The following is a 20,626-nucleotide window of genomic DNA, read 5'->3' as shown; positions in this document are numbered from 1 at the left end:
ATGTAGGATGAAGAAGTTTTTACTGTTTGTCATTATGACTGTTTTAGCAATAACTTCTGTTGCGTGCGGTAAGAAAGAGACGCAAAGGGCGAGTGCTGGTAAGGGAGACGGGGATCGATTAGTAACGAATATTAGCAGTGATCCGTATACGCTTGATTCTGCCATTGCGACAGATAGCACGTCAGGTTATGTAATTGGACATTTGTTTTCAAGTTTATATACGCAAGATAGTGATGGGAAATATCAAAATGAATTGGCAGAGAAAGAAGAAGTAAATGCGGATGGAACTGAATATACAATTCATTTAAAGAAAGATATTAAATGGTCAGATGGCTCTTCAATTACAGCAAATGATTTTGAGTTCGCATGGAAGCGATTATTAAACCCGAAAACAGGTTCTATGAATGCGACAGAAATGTATTTTATTAAAGGAGCAGAGGCATATAATACTGGAAAAGGTGAAGAAGGACAAGTTGGTATTCAAGTCGTTGATCCTCAAACATTAAAGATAACACTTGAGCACCCAGTTGCTTCTATTAAACAAAAATTAGCAAGTTCATTATTTATTCCATTATCTAAAAAATCAATTGATGATAATAATAAATTAAAAACAGATCCAAAAGAGTTAATTACGAACGGACCATTCACGTTAAAAGAATGGAAGCATAACCAAGCTATTACAGTACAAAAAAATAAAGAATACTATGATAAAAAGGTAACATTAAAAGAAATTGAGTTTCGTATTATTCCAGATTCTAAAACAGCGTACCAATTGTACAAGTCAAAAGAATTAGATTTGCTAAGTAGCTTACCACAAGAGATGATTGAAAAAGAAAAAGGAAACAAAGAATATAAGCGTGTTGCAGGATTCTCATCTTATATTTATTCGTTTAACGTAGAAAAAGAGCCGTTTACAAATGCAAAAGTACGTAAAGCATTTTCATTAGCGGTTGATCGTAAGTTTATCGTTGAAAAACTGTATAAAAATAATGCACAAGAAGCATATGCTTTTGTTCCAGAAGGGGCAAAAACACAAGGTGGTCGTGATTTTCGTAAAGAAAAAGGTGATTACGTAAAATTCGATTCAGCAGAAGCGAAAAAATTATTAGAAGAGGGCATGAAAGAGCAAGGTTGGTCTACATTACCTGAAGTAACATTAAAATTCACTACAGATACACAACATAAAAAAGTAGCAGAAGCAATGCAAGAAATGTTTAAGAAAAATCTTGGTGTAGATATTAAATTAGAAAATAAAGAGTGGAAGAGTTACATCGACACATATAAGCAAAGTGATTTCCAATTAGCTTATATGGGATGGGGCGGCTCTCTATTGGATCCGATTACTAAACTAGATTTATATGCAGGTGATGGTCCAAACAACTATGCAAAATGGCATAATAAAGAATTTGATGCTTTAGTAAAAGAGGCAAAAGTTGAACAAAACGAAGATAAGCGTTTTGACTTATTGCATAAAGCAGAAGATATTATGTTTGATGATACACCATTAATCCCAATTATTTTCCCAAGCTCTTCATATTTACAAAAATCATCAGTATCTGGCGTCCAATTCATTATTGGTTCTAGTCCAGAACTAAGATACGTAAAAATTAAAAAATAAAGAAGTAGGCAATCGCCTACTTCTTTATTTTATTTCTCTTTTATATTCTTTTTTCGTTCCATCAGAGAATACAACTTCTAAAGCGAATTTTTGGTAGTCTTTATCAAGTTTGAACACGTTTACTACTTGATCAATTACTTCTTGGTCAGGAGTATCTTTATCAAATTTTAATTCTTGTAGAAGTGGGCTTAATTTTGTAATAGCCTCGTCGCCTGTTAATTTTACATCTGCTTTATGGTCTTCAACTTTTGCTTCCATTTTTTTATCGGCTGCTACATTTTTATAATCAGCTTCGTAGTCTTTCTTTGTATCCTGATAGTCCGCTTTTAAATCGAATTCATGGAAGTTTAGCTTTAAATCAGCAGGAGCTTCGTTTTTAGCCTCTTCTGTAGTCTTTTTATTAGAAGTTGTATCTTCTTTTGCAGGAGCTTTACATCCTGTTAATGCAGGTACTAGCATAAGAGCTAATAAAATTGATAGTAAAATTCTCATTATAAATTCCTCCTTATGTAACTTCTTTCTATACAAGTTTTTCCTAATTTTATGTAATTATGTATAAACCTAATAAATTATTTCCTTAAGGGGGACACACATGCGCATTAATTAAATTGAAAGTAATTTGTATGTATATGGGGATTTTTAAAAAATATCTTTGCGCTTTCTAATCATTAACACAAATAAGCATCGCTGTATTTGGAAATGCAGTGATGTTTTCTAAAACATATTAAACAATCGGTGGATTATTTCCCGCAACATATGCAGCGAATGGTTATTACACAATAATATTTAGTGGAGTTAATTTAGTGGAAAATATTATTTCGTTATTACTTATTATACTAGTTACACAATTGGTAGCGGGAATCACTATAGGTATAAAAGGAATAGTAAAGAGGAGAAGTTCTGTAGTTAAAGAAGCATAAAGTAAAAAGGTATCCTTCGTGGGATACCTTTTTTACTAGCGTTTATTATTTTGCAACTTCTGTCCACTTGTAGTTAAATTCACCGCCGAAGTCAGTTGTTACAAGTCCTTTAATAAATCCGCGTTGTAAGTAAGAACGGCCTTGTTGGTATAAAGGAGCGACAGCACCATCTTGTAATAAGATTTTTTCAGCTTGCTTCATTGCCTCCCAGCGACCTTTTTCATCACCAGCCAAATCAGTTTTCACTTTACGAATAAGCTCGTCGTACTCTTTGTTAGAGTATTTATCGAAGTTATAAGCACTATCTGTTGTGAATAGATCTAAGAATGTAATAGGATCTGCGAAGTCAGGGCCCCAGCCATCGATTCCGATTTCGTAATCACCACTTAATAGTAGTTTTAACTGCTGTTTACGTGGTTGAGGTTTTAAAGCCACTGTTAATCCATCTAGATTCTTTTCTAGTTCACCTTTTAAATATTCGCCAGTTTTCTTAGCTAAAGCATTATCACTTGTTAATAGTTCAATTGTTACTTTGTCAGTACCAAGTTCTTGTTTCGCTTTTTTCCAGTTTTCTTTTGCAGATTTCACATCATCTTTGACTAGATTTCCATTCTCTTTACGGAAGTCATTACCGTCTGGACTTTTTGCGAATTTCGCAGGAACCATTCCTTCTGCTGGGATTGCACCGTTATTTAAAATTGTTTCTACGTACGCTTTTTTATTCATTGCTTCGTTAATAGCGAGGCGTGCATGTTGATTTTTTAATACTGCATTTTTCTGATTTAGTCGTAAGAATTGGATACCGACTTCAGCGCGTTCCTTGAAGTTGGAATCGTTCTTATACTTATCAACAAACTCCGCAGTTAAAGCAACACGATCAATTTGTCCTGAATCATATAAGTTAACTTCTGTAGATTTATCTTTAACGACATTGAAGTTGATTTCTTCTAGTTTTACAGTTTTAGCATCCCAATAGTTAGGGTTCTTCTTCAATTGGAAGCTTTGTTCATGTTTCCAGTTATCTAATGTGAAAGCACCATTGTAAATTAAATGATTTGTTTCTAAACCGTATTTATCGCCTTGAGATTTTAAATACTCTTCATTGATTGGTAAGAATGTTGCAAATGTCGTTAAGCTTAAGAAGTAGGGAACAGGGCGGTCCAGTTGTACTTCTAAAGTTTTATCGTCAAGAGCTTTAACGCCTAATTGATCGATTGCTACTTCTTTTTGGTTTATTTGTTCCGCATTTTTTATATCAAAGAATAAGAATGCATATTCAGCAGCTGTTTCAGGGTTAACGGCACGTTGCCAAGCGAAAATAAAATCTTTTGCTGTAACAGGAGTACCGTTTGACCATTTTGAATCACGAAGATGGAAAGTATACTTTGTTTTATCCGGACTAATGTCAACCGATTCAGCAACACCAGGGATCGGTTTATTATCTTCTCCTATAGCATATAAACCTTCAAAAACATTTCTCATTACATTCATGGATTCCCCATCCGTCGCCTTTGCAACATCCATTGTTGGAATTTCTGAAGCAAATGATAAGTTAATCGCTTGTTTATCAGGTGCTTTATCGTTCGCTTTTGCTCCGCCTGCATTATCTTTATTTCCCCCGCAAGCAGTTAGTAGTAGACTTGCCCCTAAAACAGATGCAACAATAGGTACAACTTTTTTCTTCATTGTTCTTTCCTCCCTAAATGTGTTGTTCGTAACGTCATAATGTCCATGTCTTGAAGTGTAGCTATAGAAGGAGAGAAAACCTATTATAAATATGTGTATATAGGTAATCAGGTATTCTATATGTATATACATGTTGAACTATAATCTATCGTTATATGTTTCAACTTAGTAGACATTACATTTTGATGGTGAAATATTTTGTTTCTTTGATTATTTAGAATATTAACACTGGAAAGAACTATATGTCAATAATAAAAAGTGGAGTGTTAATTTCTTGGAATAATATATTGAAAAAGCAGATTTCCTCATATTAGGGAATCTGCTTTTAATATATTTTGCTAAAAAAACAATGGGTGTGGGTGAGAACACGATGATCTAATTTGCATTTTATCCCGCATTAACGGGCAGTAAGATCCTCACCTCAAAATTCAGTGAAAGCAAAGAAGTTAGGGGGGATCAACTGCCCGTAAAAGCCCGATTGGTGAGGGCTGATTAAAGTTTCACTTTATTTTTCAATTTTTGCCCATTTGAAGTTTAATTGACCTGCAAAGTCTACTTGTACAATGCCTTTCACATAAGAACGCTCTAAATAAGATTCTCCTTTTTGGTAAAGAGGAGCAATAACAGAGTCCTTAAATAAGATTTTTTCTGATGCTAGTAATGCTTCCCAGCGAGCTTTTTCATCACCAGCCAAAGTAGTTTTAACTTTTTCAATTGTGTCATCAAACTCTTTATTAGAGTAATGATCTAAATTGTAAGGGTTATTCGTCGTAAATAGTTCAAGGAATGTAATTGGATCAGCAAAGTCAGGACTCCAACCGTCAATTCCAATCTCGTAGTCACCTTTTAATAAGAGTGAAACTTGTTGTTTACGTGGTTGCGGTTTTATATTTACCGTTAAGCCATCTAAATTCTTTTCTAGTTGTCCTTTTAGAAACTCACCAGTTTTCTTCTCAAGGTCACCATCACTTGTTAATAATTCTAATGTTATCTTTTCAGAACCAAGTTCTTTTTTTGCTTTCTTCCATAATTCTTGTGCAGATGTTGTATCAACTTTTGTTAAATCACCGTTTGCAGTACGGAAGTCTTTTCCATCAGGCCCTTTTGCAAAGTTTTTCGGCACGAGACTAAAGGTTGGTGTAGAGCCATCATTTAATAACGTATTTACAAAAGATTTTCGATCAATTGTTTGATCGATTGCTTGGCGTGCAGAAACGTTTTGAAGTACTTTGTTTTGCTGATTCATACGTAAAAACTGTACCCCTACGTTCGGACGTTCTTTAAAGTTAGCATCCTTTTTATATTTATCAACGAAGTCAGATGTTAGTTTTATACGGTCTAATTGTTTGGATTCGAATAAATTTACTTCTGTTGATTTCTCTTTCACAACGTTGAAATTGATTTCTTCGAGTTTGACATTATCTTTATCCCAATAGGTAGGGTTTTTCTTAAATTTAAAGCTTTGTTCATGCTTCCAATCACTTAGTGTAAAAGCTCCGTTGTACAAGATTTTGTTATCTTCTAAAGCGTACTTATCACCTTGTGCTTTAAAGAATTCCTCGTTGATTGGTAGAAATGTTGGGAACGCCGTTAAGCTAATAAAATACGGAACAGGGCGCTCTAATTCTACTTCAAACGTATGGTCATCAACTGCTTTTATACCAAGTTGATCGGATGGGAGTTCTTTGCTATTAATTTTTTTAGCATTTTTAATATCCAGGAATAAAAAAGCATATTCAGAAGCTGTTGCTGGATCGACAGCTCTTTGCCAAGCGAAGACAAAATCTTTCGCTGTTACAGGTGTGCCGTTCGACCATTTTGAATCTCGTAAATGGAATGTGTATTTCGTTTTATCAGCACTTACTTCATGAGATTTCGCAACGCCAGGAACAGGTTTATTACCTTCACCAAGATTGTATAAACCTTCAAATACGTTTCTCATTACTTGACCAGAATCAGTATCTGTAGCACGAGCCGTATCCATTGTTCGAATCTCAGTAGGTGAAGATAAGTTTAAAACTTGCTTACTAGGTGCCTCATCTTTTGCATTTGCTCCGCTCGCTTCGTTTTTATAACTACCGCAACCAGATAATAAAATACTTACTCCTACAACTGATGCAATACCGGGTACAAACTTCTTTTTCATTTGATTTTCCTCCTAAATAGTTAATAAGATTGGATGATGATGAGGGAAATGAAAAACAAAAAATCCCTCTTTTCGTATTGAGAAAGAGGGATTTTTACGTACAAGTTATGCACCCGTATATAAACGAAGTCCCTCATTCTATCTTTCAAGCACAAAGCTTGCAGGAAGTGGCACAGTATTCAAAATGAACCTGCTGCCGAGGTTTCAAAGGGCCAGTCCCTCCACCTCTCTTGATACAATGAGTAAACAAATAAATTTTATTAATTTTTGTGTTTCTTTGATAATTCAAAATCTTACACCTTAGATAATGAAGTGTCAATCAAATGGAATATAGTTTAAATTTTCAGTTTTATTAAAAATAAAAAAACCACTGCATATGGCAGTGGTTTCCCTACTAGAAGTTAAAGTTATCTGGATCTGGACCAACGCGATGATTTTCGTTTAAAGCTTGAATTGCTTTCATATCATCCGAGCTTAATTCAAAGTCAAAGATGTTTGCATTTTCAATAATGCGGTGTTCTTTAATAGACTTAGGGATTGTTACAACTTCATTTTGTAGATCCCAACGTAAAATAACTTGTGCAGTCGATTTATTATATTTCGTAGCGATTTCTTGTAATGTTGGGTGATTAAGTAGCTGCCCCTGCATTAATGGTGACCAAGCTTCAAGCTGGATGTTATGTTCTTTACAGAAGGCATGTAATTCTTCTTGTGCTAAACGTGGGTGGTATTCCACTTGGTTAACCATTGGTTTAATTTCTGCAATTTCAAATACGTCTTGCAAATGGTGAATATGGAAATTACTCACACCGATAGCACGAACACGACCATCTTTATAAAGCTGCTCTAAAGCTTTCCATGATTCAGTGTATTTTCCTTTTACAGGCCAATGTACTAAATATAGATCTAAATATTCTAGACCTAATTTTTCTAATGTAGTTTCAAATGCTTGTAGTGTTGACTCGTAACCTTGATCACTATTCCACACTTTTGAAGTGATGAATAACTCTTCACGAGGAATACCAGATTCTTGAATTGCCTGTCCAACGCCTTCTTCGTTTTTATATATCGCAGCAGTATCGATACTACGGTATCCATTTTTTATAGCTGCTTTTACAGAATCAATTACTTCTGTACCATCTTCAACTTTAAAAACACCCAAGCCGAACCAAGGCATTTTCACGCCGTTATGTAATGTTGTATAGTCGTTTAAACTTGTTAAAGTCATATTAATTCCCCCTAGCTTTTTTATTGGTCGCTTCAACTGCTTGTTGAATGACTTCTGAAAAATTATTTTCATATAGAACTTTTAAGCCTTCAGCCGTTGAACCTCCTGGTGTTGTTACTTGTTCGCGGAGCATAGCTGGATCCTGATTTTGCTGGAGCATAGCGGCAGAGCCAGCAATCATTTGAATGACAAGGTGTTTTGCTGTTTCCTCATCAATACCATAGCTTTTCGTTGCTTCAATTAAACCTTCAGCAAAGTGATAGAGAAAAGCGGGTGCACTACCAGTAACTGCGGTAAGTTGGTGAACTTCCTCTTCGGTACAAAACTGTGAGGTACCGATACCTTTTAAAAGAAGTTGTAACGTTTCTTGATGTGTTTTATCTACAGAATGTCCCGTCGTATATAAGGAGATAGACTTTCCAATCCCAGCAGCTGTATTTGGCATAATCCAAGCAACAGGTGTCCCTTGGGGAAGTCTTTCTTCTAGATAAGATGGTCCGATTCCGGCAGCAACTGTCACGACAAATTGATTAGTTAGAAGAGGGGATAGATCCGCTAATAGCTGTTCATGTGCGACAGGCGGCATTGCTAAAACGATTGTATCTACAGATTTAATATGCTGTTTCCAATCTGTTGTAATCGATAGATCATATTTAGTTTGTAATTGCGTTAGTTTTTCTATGTTACTTCGGTTGGAAACAATAATTTCTTCGATGTATTCTTTACTTGTTGTAAGTAGTCCGGCAAATATAGCTTCTGCCATACGACCGGCACCAATAAATAAAATTCGATGTTTATTAGGCATATCCTTTATTCCTTTCTGATGAGAATATGTTATAAAAAACGATACCATTTTTAAGAGAATTTTGTAAAAAGAAACGGCTTATCGTAAGTGGAATAGATGAGTGGGGAGTTTTACAGGAGAAAATTTATAGTAAGTATAAGAGTTATTTCTTATACTGTTGATAGGGAGTTTATTACATATCTGGGGAGAGATAAATATGGTCAGAAGTCCACTTTTTTTACTCATTTCTAGTATTATTTGTATATTAGTTGGGTTCTATATCCGATCAAGTTATATTGAAATTTTCGCATCGGTTATGGGGATTATTAATGTTTGGTTACTTGCAAGGGAAAAGGTATCAAACTTTTTATTTGGGATGATTACAGTTGCGGTATTTCTGTATATTTTCACTACACAAGGCTTATACGCAATGGCAGTATTAGCAGCCTTCCAATTTATATTTAATGTGTACGGTTGGTATTACTGGATTGCGCGTAGTGGGGAGGAGAAGGTAAAACCGACAGTTCGCTTAGATTTGAAAGGATGGATTATTTATATATTTTTTATTTTAGTTGCTTGGATTGGTTGGGGATATTATCAAGTCCGTTATTTAGAATCGACAAGTCCATATTTAGATGCTTTAAACGCTGTATTAGGATTAGTAGCTCAATTTATGCTGAGCCGAAAAATCTTAGAAAATTGGCATTTATGGATTTTGTATAACATAGTTAGCATTGTGATTTATATTTCAACGGGCTTATACGTCATGTTAGTATTAGCTATTATTAATCTATTTTTATGTATCGATGGCTTGCTAGAATGGAAGAAAAACCATAAAGAGCGAGAACGTGTAAAAAATTATATTTAGAAAATAATTGTAATCAAAAACCCCCTGAAGCATATACGTTTCAGGGGGTTTAAATATAGTGTGAATTTATGCTTTTGTCATACCAAGCAATACAGCGCCGCCGATAATTAAAACACTACCTAGGGCAATAAAGATCAATTGACGTTTTGTTTTCTTTTCACCTAAGAAGACAATCGCACCGAATGTTGAGATAACGATTCCAGTTTGAGATAATGGGAAGCTTGTCGCTACTCCGACACGTGGTAATGAAAGAAGTAAGAATAAGTTTCCTGTTCCCCAAAGTAAACCAGATACAGCATTACGAATTGCATATTTGTTAAATGGTTTATGTTTAGACGTCAGTACAACCGCACCAACGAACATACCAACTGCCTGTGGTAAAATAGCAGACCAACCATCGATATTATACCAACGAATAATAATTACATATACAAGATAGCCGAAAGTAGAAACAATTAAAGTAAGAAGTCCCTTTTTCAATTGTCCTGGTGGCTGTGCATTTTCTTTATCATCTAGTGATGTGAATACTACACCAATTACGATTAATAGGATTGCAATCGTTCCCAGAACAATCGTTGTAGTAGTAGTCCACTCACGAAAAGCGATAACTCCAAAGATAGAAGTTGCAACAAGTTGCATACCAGTAGAAATAGTTACAGTAGTTGAAACACCTAGTTTTTCAACTGTTTTTAATTGGTTTACTTGTCCTAAAGCCCAGAATAAACCTGAAATAAAGCCAACAATCAAGACTGTCATTGTTAAAGTTGGTTGAGTAAATACATACATAGTTGTTGCGAAGAATAGAGCACCGATTGTCATACCTACCGTTTGGCTATATGCACCACCGCCCATTTTTACGCTTACTAATAAGATGTTTCCCCATGCGATTGCAGGAAGAAGCGCTAATAAAATGTCCATTACAAGACTCCCTTCGGTTTTCTATACCAATATAATTACATAGCGTTCTAACGATCGGTAATGCCCCACTAATAGAGTAGAAGATTACCGATCGCTAAAACAGGATGAAGAATTTACGATATAAATGCGTTTTCATTTCTTCATTTTTTGAAACACTTTCATATAATAACAGGAAATTACCTATTTTAGAAAGTGAATTCAAATAAAATGTATATTTAAATAAGGGAAAAAATTCAGTTATTAATCAAATCATTTTATTTTCCGGGAAATAAAAAGCAACTTTTGTCGAAAGTTGCTTTAAGAAGTAGTAATTCTTCTATTAATGAGTTGAATGCATAGTAAGAATAGAAGGGACATACTAATCGTTATGATTACAAGCGTCCAAGCTAGTTGCATATTACTCGCATCAATAGCCATATAAATCGCCGTTGGAATCGTCTGAGTTTTGCCAGGTATATTTCCTGCAAACATTAAAGTTGCACCAAATTCACCGAGTGCGCGAACAAAGCTTAAAATCATACCGCTAAGTAGTGCGGGGAATGCAAGCGGGAGTGTAACATGTAGAAAAACTTGATATTCACTTGCACCAAGATCGCGCGCGCCATCTTCAATTTGTACATTTGCGATAGAAAATCCTGTTTTTGCTGATTGGTACATGAGCGGAAATGCAACGACTGTAGAAGCAATGATAGCAGCAGTAGATGTAAACATAATGGACTGCTGAAATAATGATTCAATCCACTTTCCAATGGGACTGTTATTTCCAAAAATGATAATTAGAAAAAAGCCGATAACAGTTGGTGGAAGCACCATTGGTAATAAGAAAATAGTTTCTAGTAGTACTTTATATCGCCACGAGGAGCGCGCTAATGCTCGTCCAATAATCGTTCCTAAGATCGTAACGATTATTGTGGCGCACGCAGCTACTCGCAAGGATAGAAAGACAGGTGACAAAATTGCATCAAAGCTCATAGCGATTATGGCAGGATTGTAAATCCATATTTCTTAAAGATAGATTGTGCATCTTTTGATTGTAAATACTCATAGAATGAAGTCGCCTCTTTCTTATGCTTAGATTCCTTTATAACACCTAAAGGATAGTGGATTGGCTCATGAGAATTAGCTGCTACCGCTTCTACAATTTTCACCTTGTCTGAAACGAGAGCGTCTGTTTTATATACAATACCAGCATCAACATTACCTGTTTCTACATATGTTAACACTTGGCGAACATCTTTTGTAAATACGATTTTATTTTGAACGTCATTCCAAAGATTTTCATATGTGAGAGAAGCTTTTGCATATTTTCCTGCAGGTACAGATTCGGGTGTACCAAGTGCAATTTTCTTGATTTTCTCATCCTTTAAATCTTGAAGTTTTGTAAGAGCACTATCTTTTGGAATGACTAGAACTAGTTCATTTCCAAGAAGGTTTTTCCCTTCTTTTTCATTAATAAATCCTTTTTTAACAAGAGTTTGGAATTTATCCTCTGCTGCAGAGAAGAATAAATCAGCAGGTGCACCTTGCTCAATTTGTTGTTGAAGTGCACCAGAAGCACCGAAGTTAAAAGAAAGTTGAATAGTTGGTTCTTTCTCTTTATATTGCTTTTCAATTTCTTTTAATGCATCTTGTAAACTTGCAGCAGCTGATATAGTCAGCTCCACTGATTCTCCCTCTTTAGCAGCTGACTTTTCTTCACTTGAACAAGCTACACTGAATATAAGAAGAAAAGAAAGTATAAGTACCCCAATGGATCGTAAAGTAAATTTGTTCATAAAAAATCTCCCTTCGTTTACTAAAATAATTATAACTAATTATAACTAATTATAACTAGTTATAATTGAATATAATTTGAACGATATAGTTGTTTTTAAAAACTAGGAGAAATATTCTTTTCTTTGTTACAATGAAGGAAGAAAGTGAGGAATCGTCTATGGATCATCATTCCTACACAACGGAAGAAGTAGCAAAGCAATTAAAAGTATCAAAATTAACTGTATACGACCTAATTAAAAAAGGAGAACTTCCTTCTTATAGGGTTGGTAGACAAATGCGCATTGATGCAGCTGATTTAGAACAATATATAAAGCAAATGAAAACAGGGAAGGTACAATTTACTCCTGTAAAGAAGGACGAAATTAGTAGTTCGAATACACGCATCATTAGTGGTCAAGAACTAACGTTAGATATGTTGGCAAAGCATATAGAAAATCGATTGCCAAATTCTAATATATTGAGAGCGTATCAAGGTAGTTTAACGAGTTTAGTGAAGATGTACCAAGGAGAAGGAAGCGTCGTTAGTTTACACTTATTTGATGGTGAAACGGGTACATATAATGTTCCTTACGTAAAACGTATTTTAGTTGGACAACCATATATTATGATGAATTTATTAGCAAGAAATGTTGGGTTTTATGTGCAAAAAGGGAACCCACAAAATATAAAAACATGGGCTGATTTAGCTCAGCCATCTATACGATTTGTAAATCGAGAAAAAGGTTCTGGTATTAGGGTGTTAGTGGATGAGCAATTGCGAATTCAAAAATTAAGTAAAGAAGATATTAACGGGTATGAATGGGAAGAATCGAATCACCTTGGCGTTGCCTCGCAAGTCGCGAATGGAAAAGCTGATGTTGGGGTAGGATCAGAAAAGTTTTCCCAAATTGTGAACGTAGACTTTATTCCAATAATGAAAGAACAGTATGATTTAGTACTTCTGAAGAATAGAGAAAATGAGGAACTTATTGAGGTTATAAAAGAGGTTTTGCAATCTGAAGAGTTTCACAATGAATTAAAAGCAATTGGTGGATATGATATAAGCAAAACAGGCCAAATTATATATGAAACAAACTAAAAAGCTGCTTGTCTATAAGACGAGCAGCCTTTTCTATATATAAAGGGGGTTGGGGAAACAAATTGTTAAACGAGACTTTGAGCAAGTGTGTAAATGAATGCAGTAAGAAGAGTAGCTCCACTTGCAAGTTCGATAAAGTCTGATTTGTTGAAGGTAATGTTGTTCATCATAATCTCTCCTTATTTGTTTAATGTTGTTGCAACTGCTTTTGCATCGACAAGTGCGGATAGCACCATGCCCATTGTATTGAAAAATTTGTTTGATTTCATTTTGTTCATCATGCGTATCCGCTCCTTTTCGAATTGTTGTTGCCCTGCTTACTGTCTTAATTATATGAAATATGGCCGCCTGCAACTATCGAATTAGCTTACGGGAGGATTACACTTTTGTAAGAAAAAAAGACATTCATGTAAGAATGTCTTTTAAAGCATATTGATATGATGGTGCTCTTTAATTGTTTTTAAAAAGCTGCGCATCGAATTGGTCATGTAACTATCTTTACGGCGTATGAAAACAGTTGAAATACTGCCGTATTTCTGCGGAATTGGATGGCAGTGGACTTTACCTGCTGTAGAAAGGTGCTGCACCGCAGACTGGGGGACGAGTGTAATCCCAAGACCGAGCGCTACGCTATTTAATATAGTTTCTAATATGTTAAATTCCATAATTCTTTTTGGTAGCAAACCTTCATCTTTAAGCCATCGTTCAAGCTTGGAACGGTATCCACATCCTTGATTAAAAACGAGTAGGGGCGTCGTAGTAAATTCTTCTATATGAAAAGCTTTATTTTGTGTAACAAGCATTAATTTCTCAGTACTAACATCGTATTGTTCAATTAGTGGATGTTTAATAGGACCTGATATAAAGGCGCCATCTAATTGATGATCAAGTACTTCTCTAATAAGTTCTTCCGTTAGACCAGCTTGTAATGATAAATCGACATTTGGATAGCTTTTATAGTAAGAAGACAAGATGATAGGTAATGTACTGACTGTTTCGACTGTACCAATTTTTAATATGCCAGATGGTGTTTCACTATCTAAAAACACTTGTTTTAGCTCTTCAACATCTTGCAAAATTTTATGAACGTAAACGAGCATTTTTCTTCCTTCAGCTGTTAAAGTCATGCCTCGCTTATGACGGTAAAAGAGAGGTGTTTTCAGCTCGTTTTCTAATTGTTTAATACGTGCGGTTACATTTGATTGTACATAATTTAATTCCTTTGCTGCGCCGCTTACACTACCGCGGTCGGCAACGCTCTGGAAGATTTGTAAGTCTCGTAATTCCATTTTATGCTCCTCCTTGATGTTAACTATCATTATAAATGATAGTTAACATCATTTTGAATCATTTTACGTGATATATTTTTTCTTTTACAATTCTCTTTGTGCAAATAGAAAGAAGCGGGGGATTGTGGTGAGAAAAGGTCAAATGATAATAGGTGCTTTGGCATGTTTAATTGCAAGTATGTCATGGGGAGCGATGTTTCCGGTTGCTGATCATGCTCTAGAATACATAGATCCATTTTATTTTTCGTTTATTCGTTATGGTGCGGTAGCAATTGTATTGATTGTATTATTGCTAATGAAAGAAGGAAAGAAGGCATTTCGCTTAGAAGGAAGAGGGAAGTTACTCGTCTTTTTTGGAACAATGGCTTTTACCGTATATAATGTATTAATTTTTCTAGGACAAATGTTAATGGGAAAATCAGGTGTAATGGTAGCTTCTATTATGGAGGCGCTTATGCCAATGATTTCAATTTGTATTTTATGGGGATATAAAAATATAAAGCCGAAGAAATATATGATAACGAGCATGATTATTGCGTTTGTAGGGGCTATATTTGTTATTACGAAAGGTGATATGAGTTTCTTTTTAACATTGAAAGATAACATGTTTTCGCTAGCATTTATATTTGTTGGTGTTGTAGGATGGGTGATTTATACGATGGGTGGTCAAACGTGTAGCGATTGGTCAACATTACGCTATTCTACTTTGACATGTGTATTGGGTACAACTGTCACAGGGATTATAACTGTGGTCATTACAGTGCTTGGATATGTATCTGTTCCAAGTATGGAAACGATTTCTATTGTGAAGTATGATTTGTTATTTATGATGACATTACCAGGTATCGTAGCACTACTTGCTTGGAACTATGGTGTGAAAATCTTATCATCCATTAATGGTATTTTATTTATTAACTTTGTGCCAATTACTACTTTAGTTATTATGATGATGCAAGGGTATAAAATAACAACATTTGATATTGTAGGAACATTATTTGTTATTGCAGCGCTTATTCGTAATAATGTTTGTCAGAGAAAAGAAGAAAATATAAATAAACAAATTTTGCAAGAAAAGCAATTGCGTCAAGCTGTTTAATAGGCAACTGGAGGATTTTATATGTTAGAAAGTTTATTGTTTTTCTTTGCTGCTGGAGTTGCCTGCGAGCTTGCAGCAATTAATCGAAACGGTCGTAAAAATATAAAACAACAAGCTGAACTGATACAGCTTTTAAAAGACTTGAAGGAAAGAAAAAATTTAAAAGACGACCGGGCATAGACGGTCGTCTTTTAAATTATTATTTATATAAAGGGGAAAGGGGACACAAAGTTATATAAGCGTAGCAGCGTAAATGAAAGCAGTAAGAAGAATCGAGCCGCTAGCTAGTCCTAAAAAATCTAATTTATTAAAAGTCATGTTATTCATTATAAATTCTCCTTACTTGTTTAATATAGAAGCAACAGCTTTTGCATCGATAAGAGCGGAGAATACCATGCACATTGTATTTAAGAAATTGTTCGTTTTCATTTTGTTCATCATATAGATCCGCTCCTTTTCAAATGGTTGTTGTTACTTTCTGACTTAATTGTATAAGATAGTGGAGGGAACCACTATCGAATTAGCTTACAAGAAAATTACACTTTTGTAAGAATTGAAATTTAACAATAAATACTTATTTTTATTACCAACTCCTAAAACTTAGTGTTATAATCGTTGTAAGAAAATAATTATACTTCGGATATTCAGAAAGGAACGAAACAAATGTATAAACCAATTACATTTTCGTTGAAATATATATTTAAAATGGCTGGGAAGGTAGAAGTACAAGGGAGAGAGAAATTACCGGAAGATGGCCCTTATGTTGTTGCGTGTACACATACAAGTTTTATGGATGTTTTAATGTTAGCGGCAGGAATGTACCCAACCCAAATTCATTACATGGCAAAAAAAGAATTGTTTGAAGGGAAATTTAAAAATTGGTTTTTTAAAAATGTAAATGCATTCCCTGTAGACCGTGCGAATCCAGGGCCAAGCACATTAAAAATTCCATCACGTTTATTAAAAGAAGGAAAAGTAGTAGGGATTTTCCCGAGTGGGACGAGGTCATCAGAAGACGTTTCACTAAAAGCTGGGGCTGTTACGATTGCAATGCGTTCTAACGTTCCGTTAATACCGGCAGCTTATGTTGGTCCATCAAGTATAAAAGAATTGATAAAAGGAAAAAAAGCGCGATTAGTTTTTGGAGACCCAATTCAAATTGATGCTGAAGAACAAATAGATCGAAAAACGGCTATGAAGATGATGACAGATGAATTAAATGCAAAGTTTGAAGAACTAAAGGAAGTTTTGCAGCCAAATCAAAAATAAGAAAAGACGATCGTGCATAGACGGTCGTCTTTTCTATTATTAGTTGAACCAATCGGGCTTTTACAGGCAGTTGATCTCCCGCCTAACTTCCTCGCATTCGCCGAATTCTGAGGTGGGAGTTACTGCCCGTTAAAGCGGGATAAAGGGGACACGAAGTTATAGTGTAGCAGCGTAAATGAAAGCAGTAAGAAGAACCGTGCCGCTAGCTATTCCTAAAAAATCTAATTTATTAAAAGTGATGTTGTTCATAATGTATTCTCCTTACTTGTTTAATGTAGAAGCAACAGCTTTTGCATCGATAAGAGCGGAAAATACCAAGCTCATTGTATTTAAGAAATTGTTCATTTTCATTTTGTTCATCATATAGATCCGCTCCTTTTCAAATGGTTGTTGCCCTGTTTCTGACTTAATTATATGAAATGTTGCGGAGAGTCACTATCGAATTAGCTTACAGGGAAATTACACTTTTGTAAGAAAAACGAATGAAAGTGTCATGATGAGAAGATTTGACATATGTTCATGTGATTCATTAAGTTAAAAGTAGAGGTGAGTGTATGGCTAATATTAAAGATATTGCAAAGATGGCTGGGGTTTCAGTTACGACTGTTTCGAGGGTATTAAATGATCATCCATATGTAAGTGAAGAAAAAAGGAAAGTTGTTTTAGAAATAGTTGAGAAATTGAATTACTCGCAAAATGCAAATGCTGTTCATTTATCAAAAGGGAAGACGAATATTGTTGGCGTGATTTTACCTTATATTAATCATCCGTCTTTTGATGCGATGGTGGGTGGAATGATGGAAGTTGCGTTAGCTCACAACTATCGAGTACTTCTTTGTCAAACGAACTACAATAAAAAAGAAGAAATGAAAAGTTTACATATGTTGAAAACAAAGCAACTAGACGGTCTTATCATTTGTTCTCGTGCTAATGAGTGGGAAACTATAGAGCCTTATGCAGCGTATGGGGCGGTTATTGCTTGTGAGGATAATGATATTGAAAGCATATCGAGTGTATATACAGATCATTTTAATGCCTTTCAATTAGGGATGAGCTACCTTATTGAAAAAGGTTATAAGAAGATTGGATATTGTACGGGAAGAAAGTTAGGGCCAAGTAGTAAGAAACGTTTTGATGCTTATAAACAACAGCTACAATTAATAGATGAAGAAGTGATGGAAGATCGGATTTTCACAGAATGCTTTACGTTAGAAGATGGTGTAAGAGTTGCACATCAATTCAAGGAGATGGAGAATCCTCCTGAAGCATTAATAGTGGCAGGAGATGAGGTCGCTATTGGGATCATGACAGAAGTTGAAAAATTAGGTATTAAAGTTCCAGAGGATTTAGCGATTATTGGTTTTGATAACCAACCGATTTCTCAAGTTTTACAACTGACAACCATTGACCAAAATTTAAAGGGAATAGGTAAGACGGCTTTTGAAATGTTTTACAGGCAAGTAAGTGATGAGAGTTCTAAACAAGAAAAGATGGAAATTCCATATAAACTTGTGGAACGTTCTACAGTTTAGTCATAATCCGTTATGTGTATAATCACATAACGGATTATTTTTTGAAATGTCTTTGACAGGAAACGCGTTTCATACTTTATAAAAGAGTTACACCGGTCTGTAATAATCCATGGATTCTTTTCAAGTGTTAAAACAATGAATAGAATTTGGAGGGATATGCATGAATGAGCTTTTATTAAGTATGAAAAAATATGTAGAGGATGACGAAAAGATTTTAGCGTTTGTCGTAGGGATATTTGAAAAGGATGACTTTACTTTATGTTATCAACATGGGATTTTTGTTGCCACTACTAGACGTCTTCTATTTTACGGGAAATTTCCGTGCTATCCTGCGATATTTGAAGAGTATTCGTATTTGCATATAGATGACATAGATTTCCATCCATATTTCGAATGTACTTGTAATCATGAAACCATTAGAGCTAAGTATATTCAGAGTGGGAATGTGGAGCGCTTTGTCCGTACAGTTAGAGCGAATATGAATAATTAATCACCCCTTTGTTTAAACATAATATCTTGGTCTTTGTGAGGGGAAATGCGGAATAAAAACAACTTCTAAACCTCTAGGAGATAGTGATACAATGTCAAATGGGGGGAGGTATGAACTATGGTTAATCAACGTATAAAGGAAATAACACTAATTACAATTGGTTCATTATTATTCGCAATTGGTATTAATTACTTTGCAATTCCAAACCGTTTATCAGAGGGTGGAATTATTGGTTTAACAGTTGTTACGTACTATTTATTTGATTGGTCACCGGGAATTGTGAATTTTGGTTTGAATGCAATTTTATTAGCTGTAGGTTATAAATTTTTTGATAAGAAAACGATGGTTTACACAATTATAGGTATTGTGGAAACATCTTTGTTTTTATATGTTACAGAACATATCGAATATCAAGTAAATAGTGATACGTTACTAGCAGCTTTATTTGCTGGTGTATTTGTAGGTATCGGATTAGGCTGTATGTTCAAAGCTGGAGGTACATCAGGAGGATCGGCAATTTTAGCTCGACTAGCAAATCAATATTTAGGTTGGAGCGTTGGTAAAGGTGTACTTATTATTGATATCGTTGTAATTGCTGGCTCTGTATTTATAATAGGACAAGAAAAGGCAATGTATACACTTGTAGCTGTATTTGTCGGAGCGAAAGTAATTGATTTCATCGTGGAAGGTATGGATACAAAAACAGCTGTTACGATTATTTCGAATCAACCAGACTTAATTCGAGAGACTATTACGAAAAACATGACGCGCGGTGTCACTGTATTAGAAGGACGCGGCGGATATACTGGTAAAAATAAAGAAGTTTTATATATCGTTATTAATAAACAAGAGCTTGTTAAGTTAAAGCAAGTTATTAGTAGAGTTGATGAAGATGCCTTCGTTGTCATTCACGATGTGCGTGATGTACTTGGCGGTGGCTTTAAAGCAAGCTAAAAGGTGAACGAGAAAATTCGTTCATCTTTTTTTTATCCCGCATTAACGGGCAGTAGAACTCCCACCTCAAAATTCAGCTGGAGCAAAGAAGTTAGGTGGGAGATCAACTGCCCGTAAACGCCCGATTGGTGAGGGCTGATTAAAGTTTAACTTTATTCTTACAAAAATGTAAGGGTAATGTAATGGGATTGAATGGTAGATTAAATTCCTGCTCTTTAGAATGGATGTATAAGTATCCTGCAGAGGAGGAAGATCAGTATTATGAAGAAAAAAATAATTACTACTGTAATAGCTATGGTAGTGATAGTAGTAGTATTACTACCTACGAAACTTGGACCAGTTATTGATAAATATAATCCGCTTTATACGACGAAAGAATACTATACAATTGTGGATGCGATTGGTCAGCATGTCGGTGATGAATGGTATGAATATGAATTTATTGCATTTGATGAACGTGGAAGAGAACAAAAAATAAAGAAGACTGTTAAGCATATGTTAAAGAGAGATGAAGCATTAAAGGTGTACGCAAAAGGACGCTACGGCGAGGCAATTGAAGAAATTGAAGCTGTAAATATTCCTATTAATGCGAAGAGTAAACTTTTAACGATGAGATAGCGAATTATACCCCCACCTATTTTTTGTCGAAAATAAAAATACTAGGTAGGGGTATTTTAGGTTCGTGAAAAAACCTTAGTCCATATGGACTAAGGTTTTTCTTATTATATAAAGGGGAAGGGGGTACATTGTAGTAGCATGAGTGAAAGGTATAAGAAGAGTCGGCTACTAGCAATGTAATTTGGTTATGTGAGTATTCTTCTTATTTGGCTTACTTTCTAACTTTATTGTACGAAATATAGGTAAGGGAAACTATCGAATTACATTACACATAGCTTACAAACATGTAAGCCTTCTGTAATGTAATTCGATGGTTAAAATATAGTAAATTTCATATAGTGTAACTAGAAAGTCTC

The 20,626-nt window shown here is 34.9% G+C and carries 22 protein-coding genes and 1 riboswitch; of the genes, 10 read left to right on the top strand and 12 right to left on the bottom strand.

The window, feature by feature from the left end:
* Positions 1-7 precede the first annotated feature (7 nt).
* Complete coding sequence (locus tag MR066_RS24690) at positions 8-1,618, top strand: peptide ABC transporter substrate-binding protein (protein WP_242248849.1); 1,611 nt, start codon at positions 8-10, stop codon at positions 1,616-1,618.
* A gap of 24 nt (positions 1,619-1,642) precedes the next feature.
* Here the strand turns inward: MR066_RS24690 and MR066_RS24685 are convergent, their stop codons facing one another.
* The 5 genes from MR066_RS24685 to proC form a co-directional block, all read right to left on the bottom strand.
* Positions 1,643-2,110: a YusW family protein gene (locus MR066_RS24685; RefSeq protein ID WP_002091438.1), complete on the bottom strand. Its 468-nt coding sequence runs from the start codon at positions 2,108-2,110 to the stop codon at positions 1,643-1,645.
* A 473-nt stretch (positions 2,111-2,583) separates the two neighbouring features.
* Positions 2,584-4,224 carry a peptide ABC transporter substrate-binding protein gene (locus MR066_RS24680; protein ID WP_242248845.1) on the bottom strand — a complete coding sequence of 547 codons (1,641 nt, stop codon included), beginning with the start codon at positions 4,222-4,224 and terminating at the stop codon, positions 2,584-2,586.
* Between the two features lie 505 nt (positions 4,225-4,729).
* Positions 4,730-6,370 (bottom strand): peptide ABC transporter substrate-binding protein, encoded by a 1,641-nt coding sequence (locus MR066_RS24675; RefSeq protein WP_002009939.1) that lies wholly within the window; start codon positions 6,368-6,370, stop codon positions 4,730-4,732.
* A 135-nt stretch (positions 6,371-6,505) separates the two neighbouring features.
* Positions 6,506-6,610, bottom strand: a riboswitch (SAM riboswitch).
* A 154-nt stretch (positions 6,611-6,764) separates the two neighbouring features.
* Complete coding sequence (locus MR066_RS24670; protein ID WP_002063472.1) at positions 6,765-7,598, bottom strand: aldo/keto reductase; 834 nt, start codon at positions 7,596-7,598, stop codon at positions 6,765-6,767.
* A 1-nt stretch (position 7,599) separates the two neighbouring features.
* A complete protein-coding gene (gene proC / locus MR066_RS24665) occupies positions 7,600-8,403 on the bottom strand; it encodes a pyrroline-5-carboxylate reductase (protein WP_242248843.1) in 804 nt (267 codons plus the stop codon).
* A 196-nt stretch (positions 8,404-8,599) separates the two neighbouring features.
* Between proC and pnuC the strand changes: the two genes are divergently transcribed.
* Positions 8,600-9,250, top strand: coding sequence for a nicotinamide riboside transporter PnuC (gene pnuC, locus MR066_RS24660; RefSeq protein WP_088038181.1), 651 nt, complete (start codon positions 8,600-8,602; stop codon positions 9,248-9,250).
* A gap of 66 nt (positions 9,251-9,316) precedes the next feature.
* On the opposite strand, the gene MR066_RS24655 is transcribed toward pnuC, so the two are convergent.
* From MR066_RS24655 to modA, 3 genes are all read right to left on the bottom strand, one after another.
* Positions 9,317-10,168, bottom strand: coding sequence for a GRP family sugar transporter (locus MR066_RS24655; RefSeq protein WP_002140141.1), 852 nt, complete (start codon positions 10,166-10,168; stop codon positions 9,317-9,319).
* A gap of 297 nt (positions 10,169-10,465) precedes the next feature.
* The gene (modB, locus tag MR066_RS24650; protein ID WP_002029397.1) at positions 10,466-11,140 is read right to left on the bottom strand and encodes a molybdate ABC transporter permease subunit; all 675 of its coding nucleotides are present in this window, start codon (positions 11,138-11,140) and stop codon (positions 10,466-10,468) included.
* Between the two features lie 5 nt (positions 11,141-11,145).
* Complete coding sequence (gene modA, locus MR066_RS24645) at positions 11,146-11,943, bottom strand: molybdate ABC transporter substrate-binding protein (RefSeq protein ID WP_002140142.1); 798 nt, start codon at positions 11,941-11,943, stop codon at positions 11,146-11,148.
* 131 nt (positions 11,944-12,074) lie between these two features.
* Here modA and MR066_RS24640 point away from each other — a divergent pair, with 131 nt between their 5' ends.
* A complete protein-coding gene (locus MR066_RS24640; RefSeq protein ID WP_242248870.1) occupies positions 12,075-13,022 on the top strand; it encodes a substrate-binding domain-containing protein in 948 nt (315 codons plus the stop codon).
* Between the two features lie 65 nt (positions 13,023-13,087).
* Here MR066_RS24640 and MR066_RS24635 read toward each other — a convergent pair whose 3' ends face one another.
* Complete coding sequence (locus MR066_RS24635) at positions 13,088-13,189, bottom strand: DUF3948 family protein (protein ID WP_242248840.1); 102 nt, start codon at positions 13,187-13,189, stop codon at positions 13,088-13,090.
* A 255-nt stretch (positions 13,190-13,444) separates the two neighbouring features.
* Positions 13,445-14,311, bottom strand: a complete 867-nt coding sequence (locus MR066_RS24630; protein WP_242248837.1) for a LysR family transcriptional regulator — start codon at positions 14,309-14,311, stop codon at positions 13,445-13,447.
* A 127-nt stretch (positions 14,312-14,438) separates the two neighbouring features.
* Between MR066_RS24630 and MR066_RS24625 the strand changes: the two genes are divergently transcribed.
* Together MR066_RS24625 and MR066_RS24620 are read left to right on the top strand one after the other, a co-directional pair.
* The gene (locus MR066_RS24625) at positions 14,439-15,407 is read left to right on the top strand and encodes a DMT family transporter (RefSeq protein WP_242248834.1); all 969 of its coding nucleotides are present in this window, start codon (positions 14,439-14,441) and stop codon (positions 15,405-15,407) included.
* Positions 15,408-15,428: 21 nt separating this feature from the next.
* Complete coding sequence (locus MR066_RS24620) at positions 15,429-15,587, top strand: YrzO family protein (protein WP_002029389.1); 159 nt, start codon at positions 15,429-15,431, stop codon at positions 15,585-15,587.
* Positions 15,588-15,638: 51 nt separating this feature from the next.
* Here MR066_RS24620 and MR066_RS24615 read toward each other — a convergent pair whose 3' ends face one another.
* Entirely contained in the window at positions 15,639-15,734 is a 96-nt protein-coding gene (locus tag MR066_RS24615; RefSeq protein ID WP_002124767.1) for a DUF3948 family protein, read from the bottom strand.
* 336 nt (positions 15,735-16,070) lie between these two features.
* Here MR066_RS24615 and MR066_RS24610 point away from each other — a divergent pair, with 336 nt between their 5' ends.
* Positions 16,071-16,676, top strand: coding sequence for a lysophospholipid acyltransferase family protein (locus MR066_RS24610; protein WP_002091412.1), 606 nt, complete (start codon positions 16,071-16,073; stop codon positions 16,674-16,676).
* A 156-nt stretch (positions 16,677-16,832) separates the two neighbouring features.
* Here the strand turns inward: MR066_RS24610 and MR066_RS24605 are convergent, their stop codons facing one another.
* Positions 16,833-16,925 carry a DUF3948 family protein gene (locus MR066_RS24605; RefSeq protein WP_242248831.1) on the bottom strand — a complete coding sequence of 31 codons (93 nt, stop codon included), beginning with the start codon at positions 16,923-16,925 and terminating at the stop codon, positions 16,833-16,835.
* 305 nt (positions 16,926-17,230) lie between these two features.
* On the opposite strand from MR066_RS24605, the gene MR066_RS24600 reads away from it, so the two are divergent.
* The 4 genes from MR066_RS24600 (at position 17,231) to MR066_RS24585 (ending at position 20,270) form a co-directional block, all read left to right on the top strand.
* A complete protein-coding gene (locus MR066_RS24600) occupies positions 17,231-18,208 on the top strand; it encodes a LacI family DNA-binding transcriptional regulator (protein WP_085308652.1) in 978 nt (325 codons plus the stop codon).
* Positions 18,209-18,368: 160 nt separating this feature from the next.
* A complete protein-coding gene (locus tag MR066_RS24595) occupies positions 18,369-18,698 on the top strand; it encodes a PH domain-containing protein (protein WP_242248828.1) in 330 nt (109 codons plus the stop codon).
* Between the two features lie 117 nt (positions 18,699-18,815).
* Positions 18,816-19,652, top strand: coding sequence for a YitT family protein (locus MR066_RS24590; RefSeq protein ID WP_002009911.1), 837 nt, complete (start codon positions 18,816-18,818; stop codon positions 19,650-19,652).
* A 261-nt stretch (positions 19,653-19,913) separates the two neighbouring features.
* Positions 19,914-20,270: a YxeA family protein gene (locus MR066_RS24585; protein ID WP_002029403.1), complete on the top strand. Its 357-nt coding sequence runs from the start codon at positions 19,914-19,916 to the stop codon at positions 20,268-20,270.
* Positions 20,271-20,626: the final 356 nt, after the last annotated feature.

It is taken from the genome of Bacillus cereus group sp. BfR-BA-01523 (genome assembly GCF_022662615.1).
Taxonomy (GTDB): Bacteria; Bacillota; Bacilli; order Bacillales; family Bacillaceae_G; genus Bacillus_A; species Bacillus_A mycoides.
This window is presented reverse-complemented; position numbering and strand designations above follow the sequence as displayed.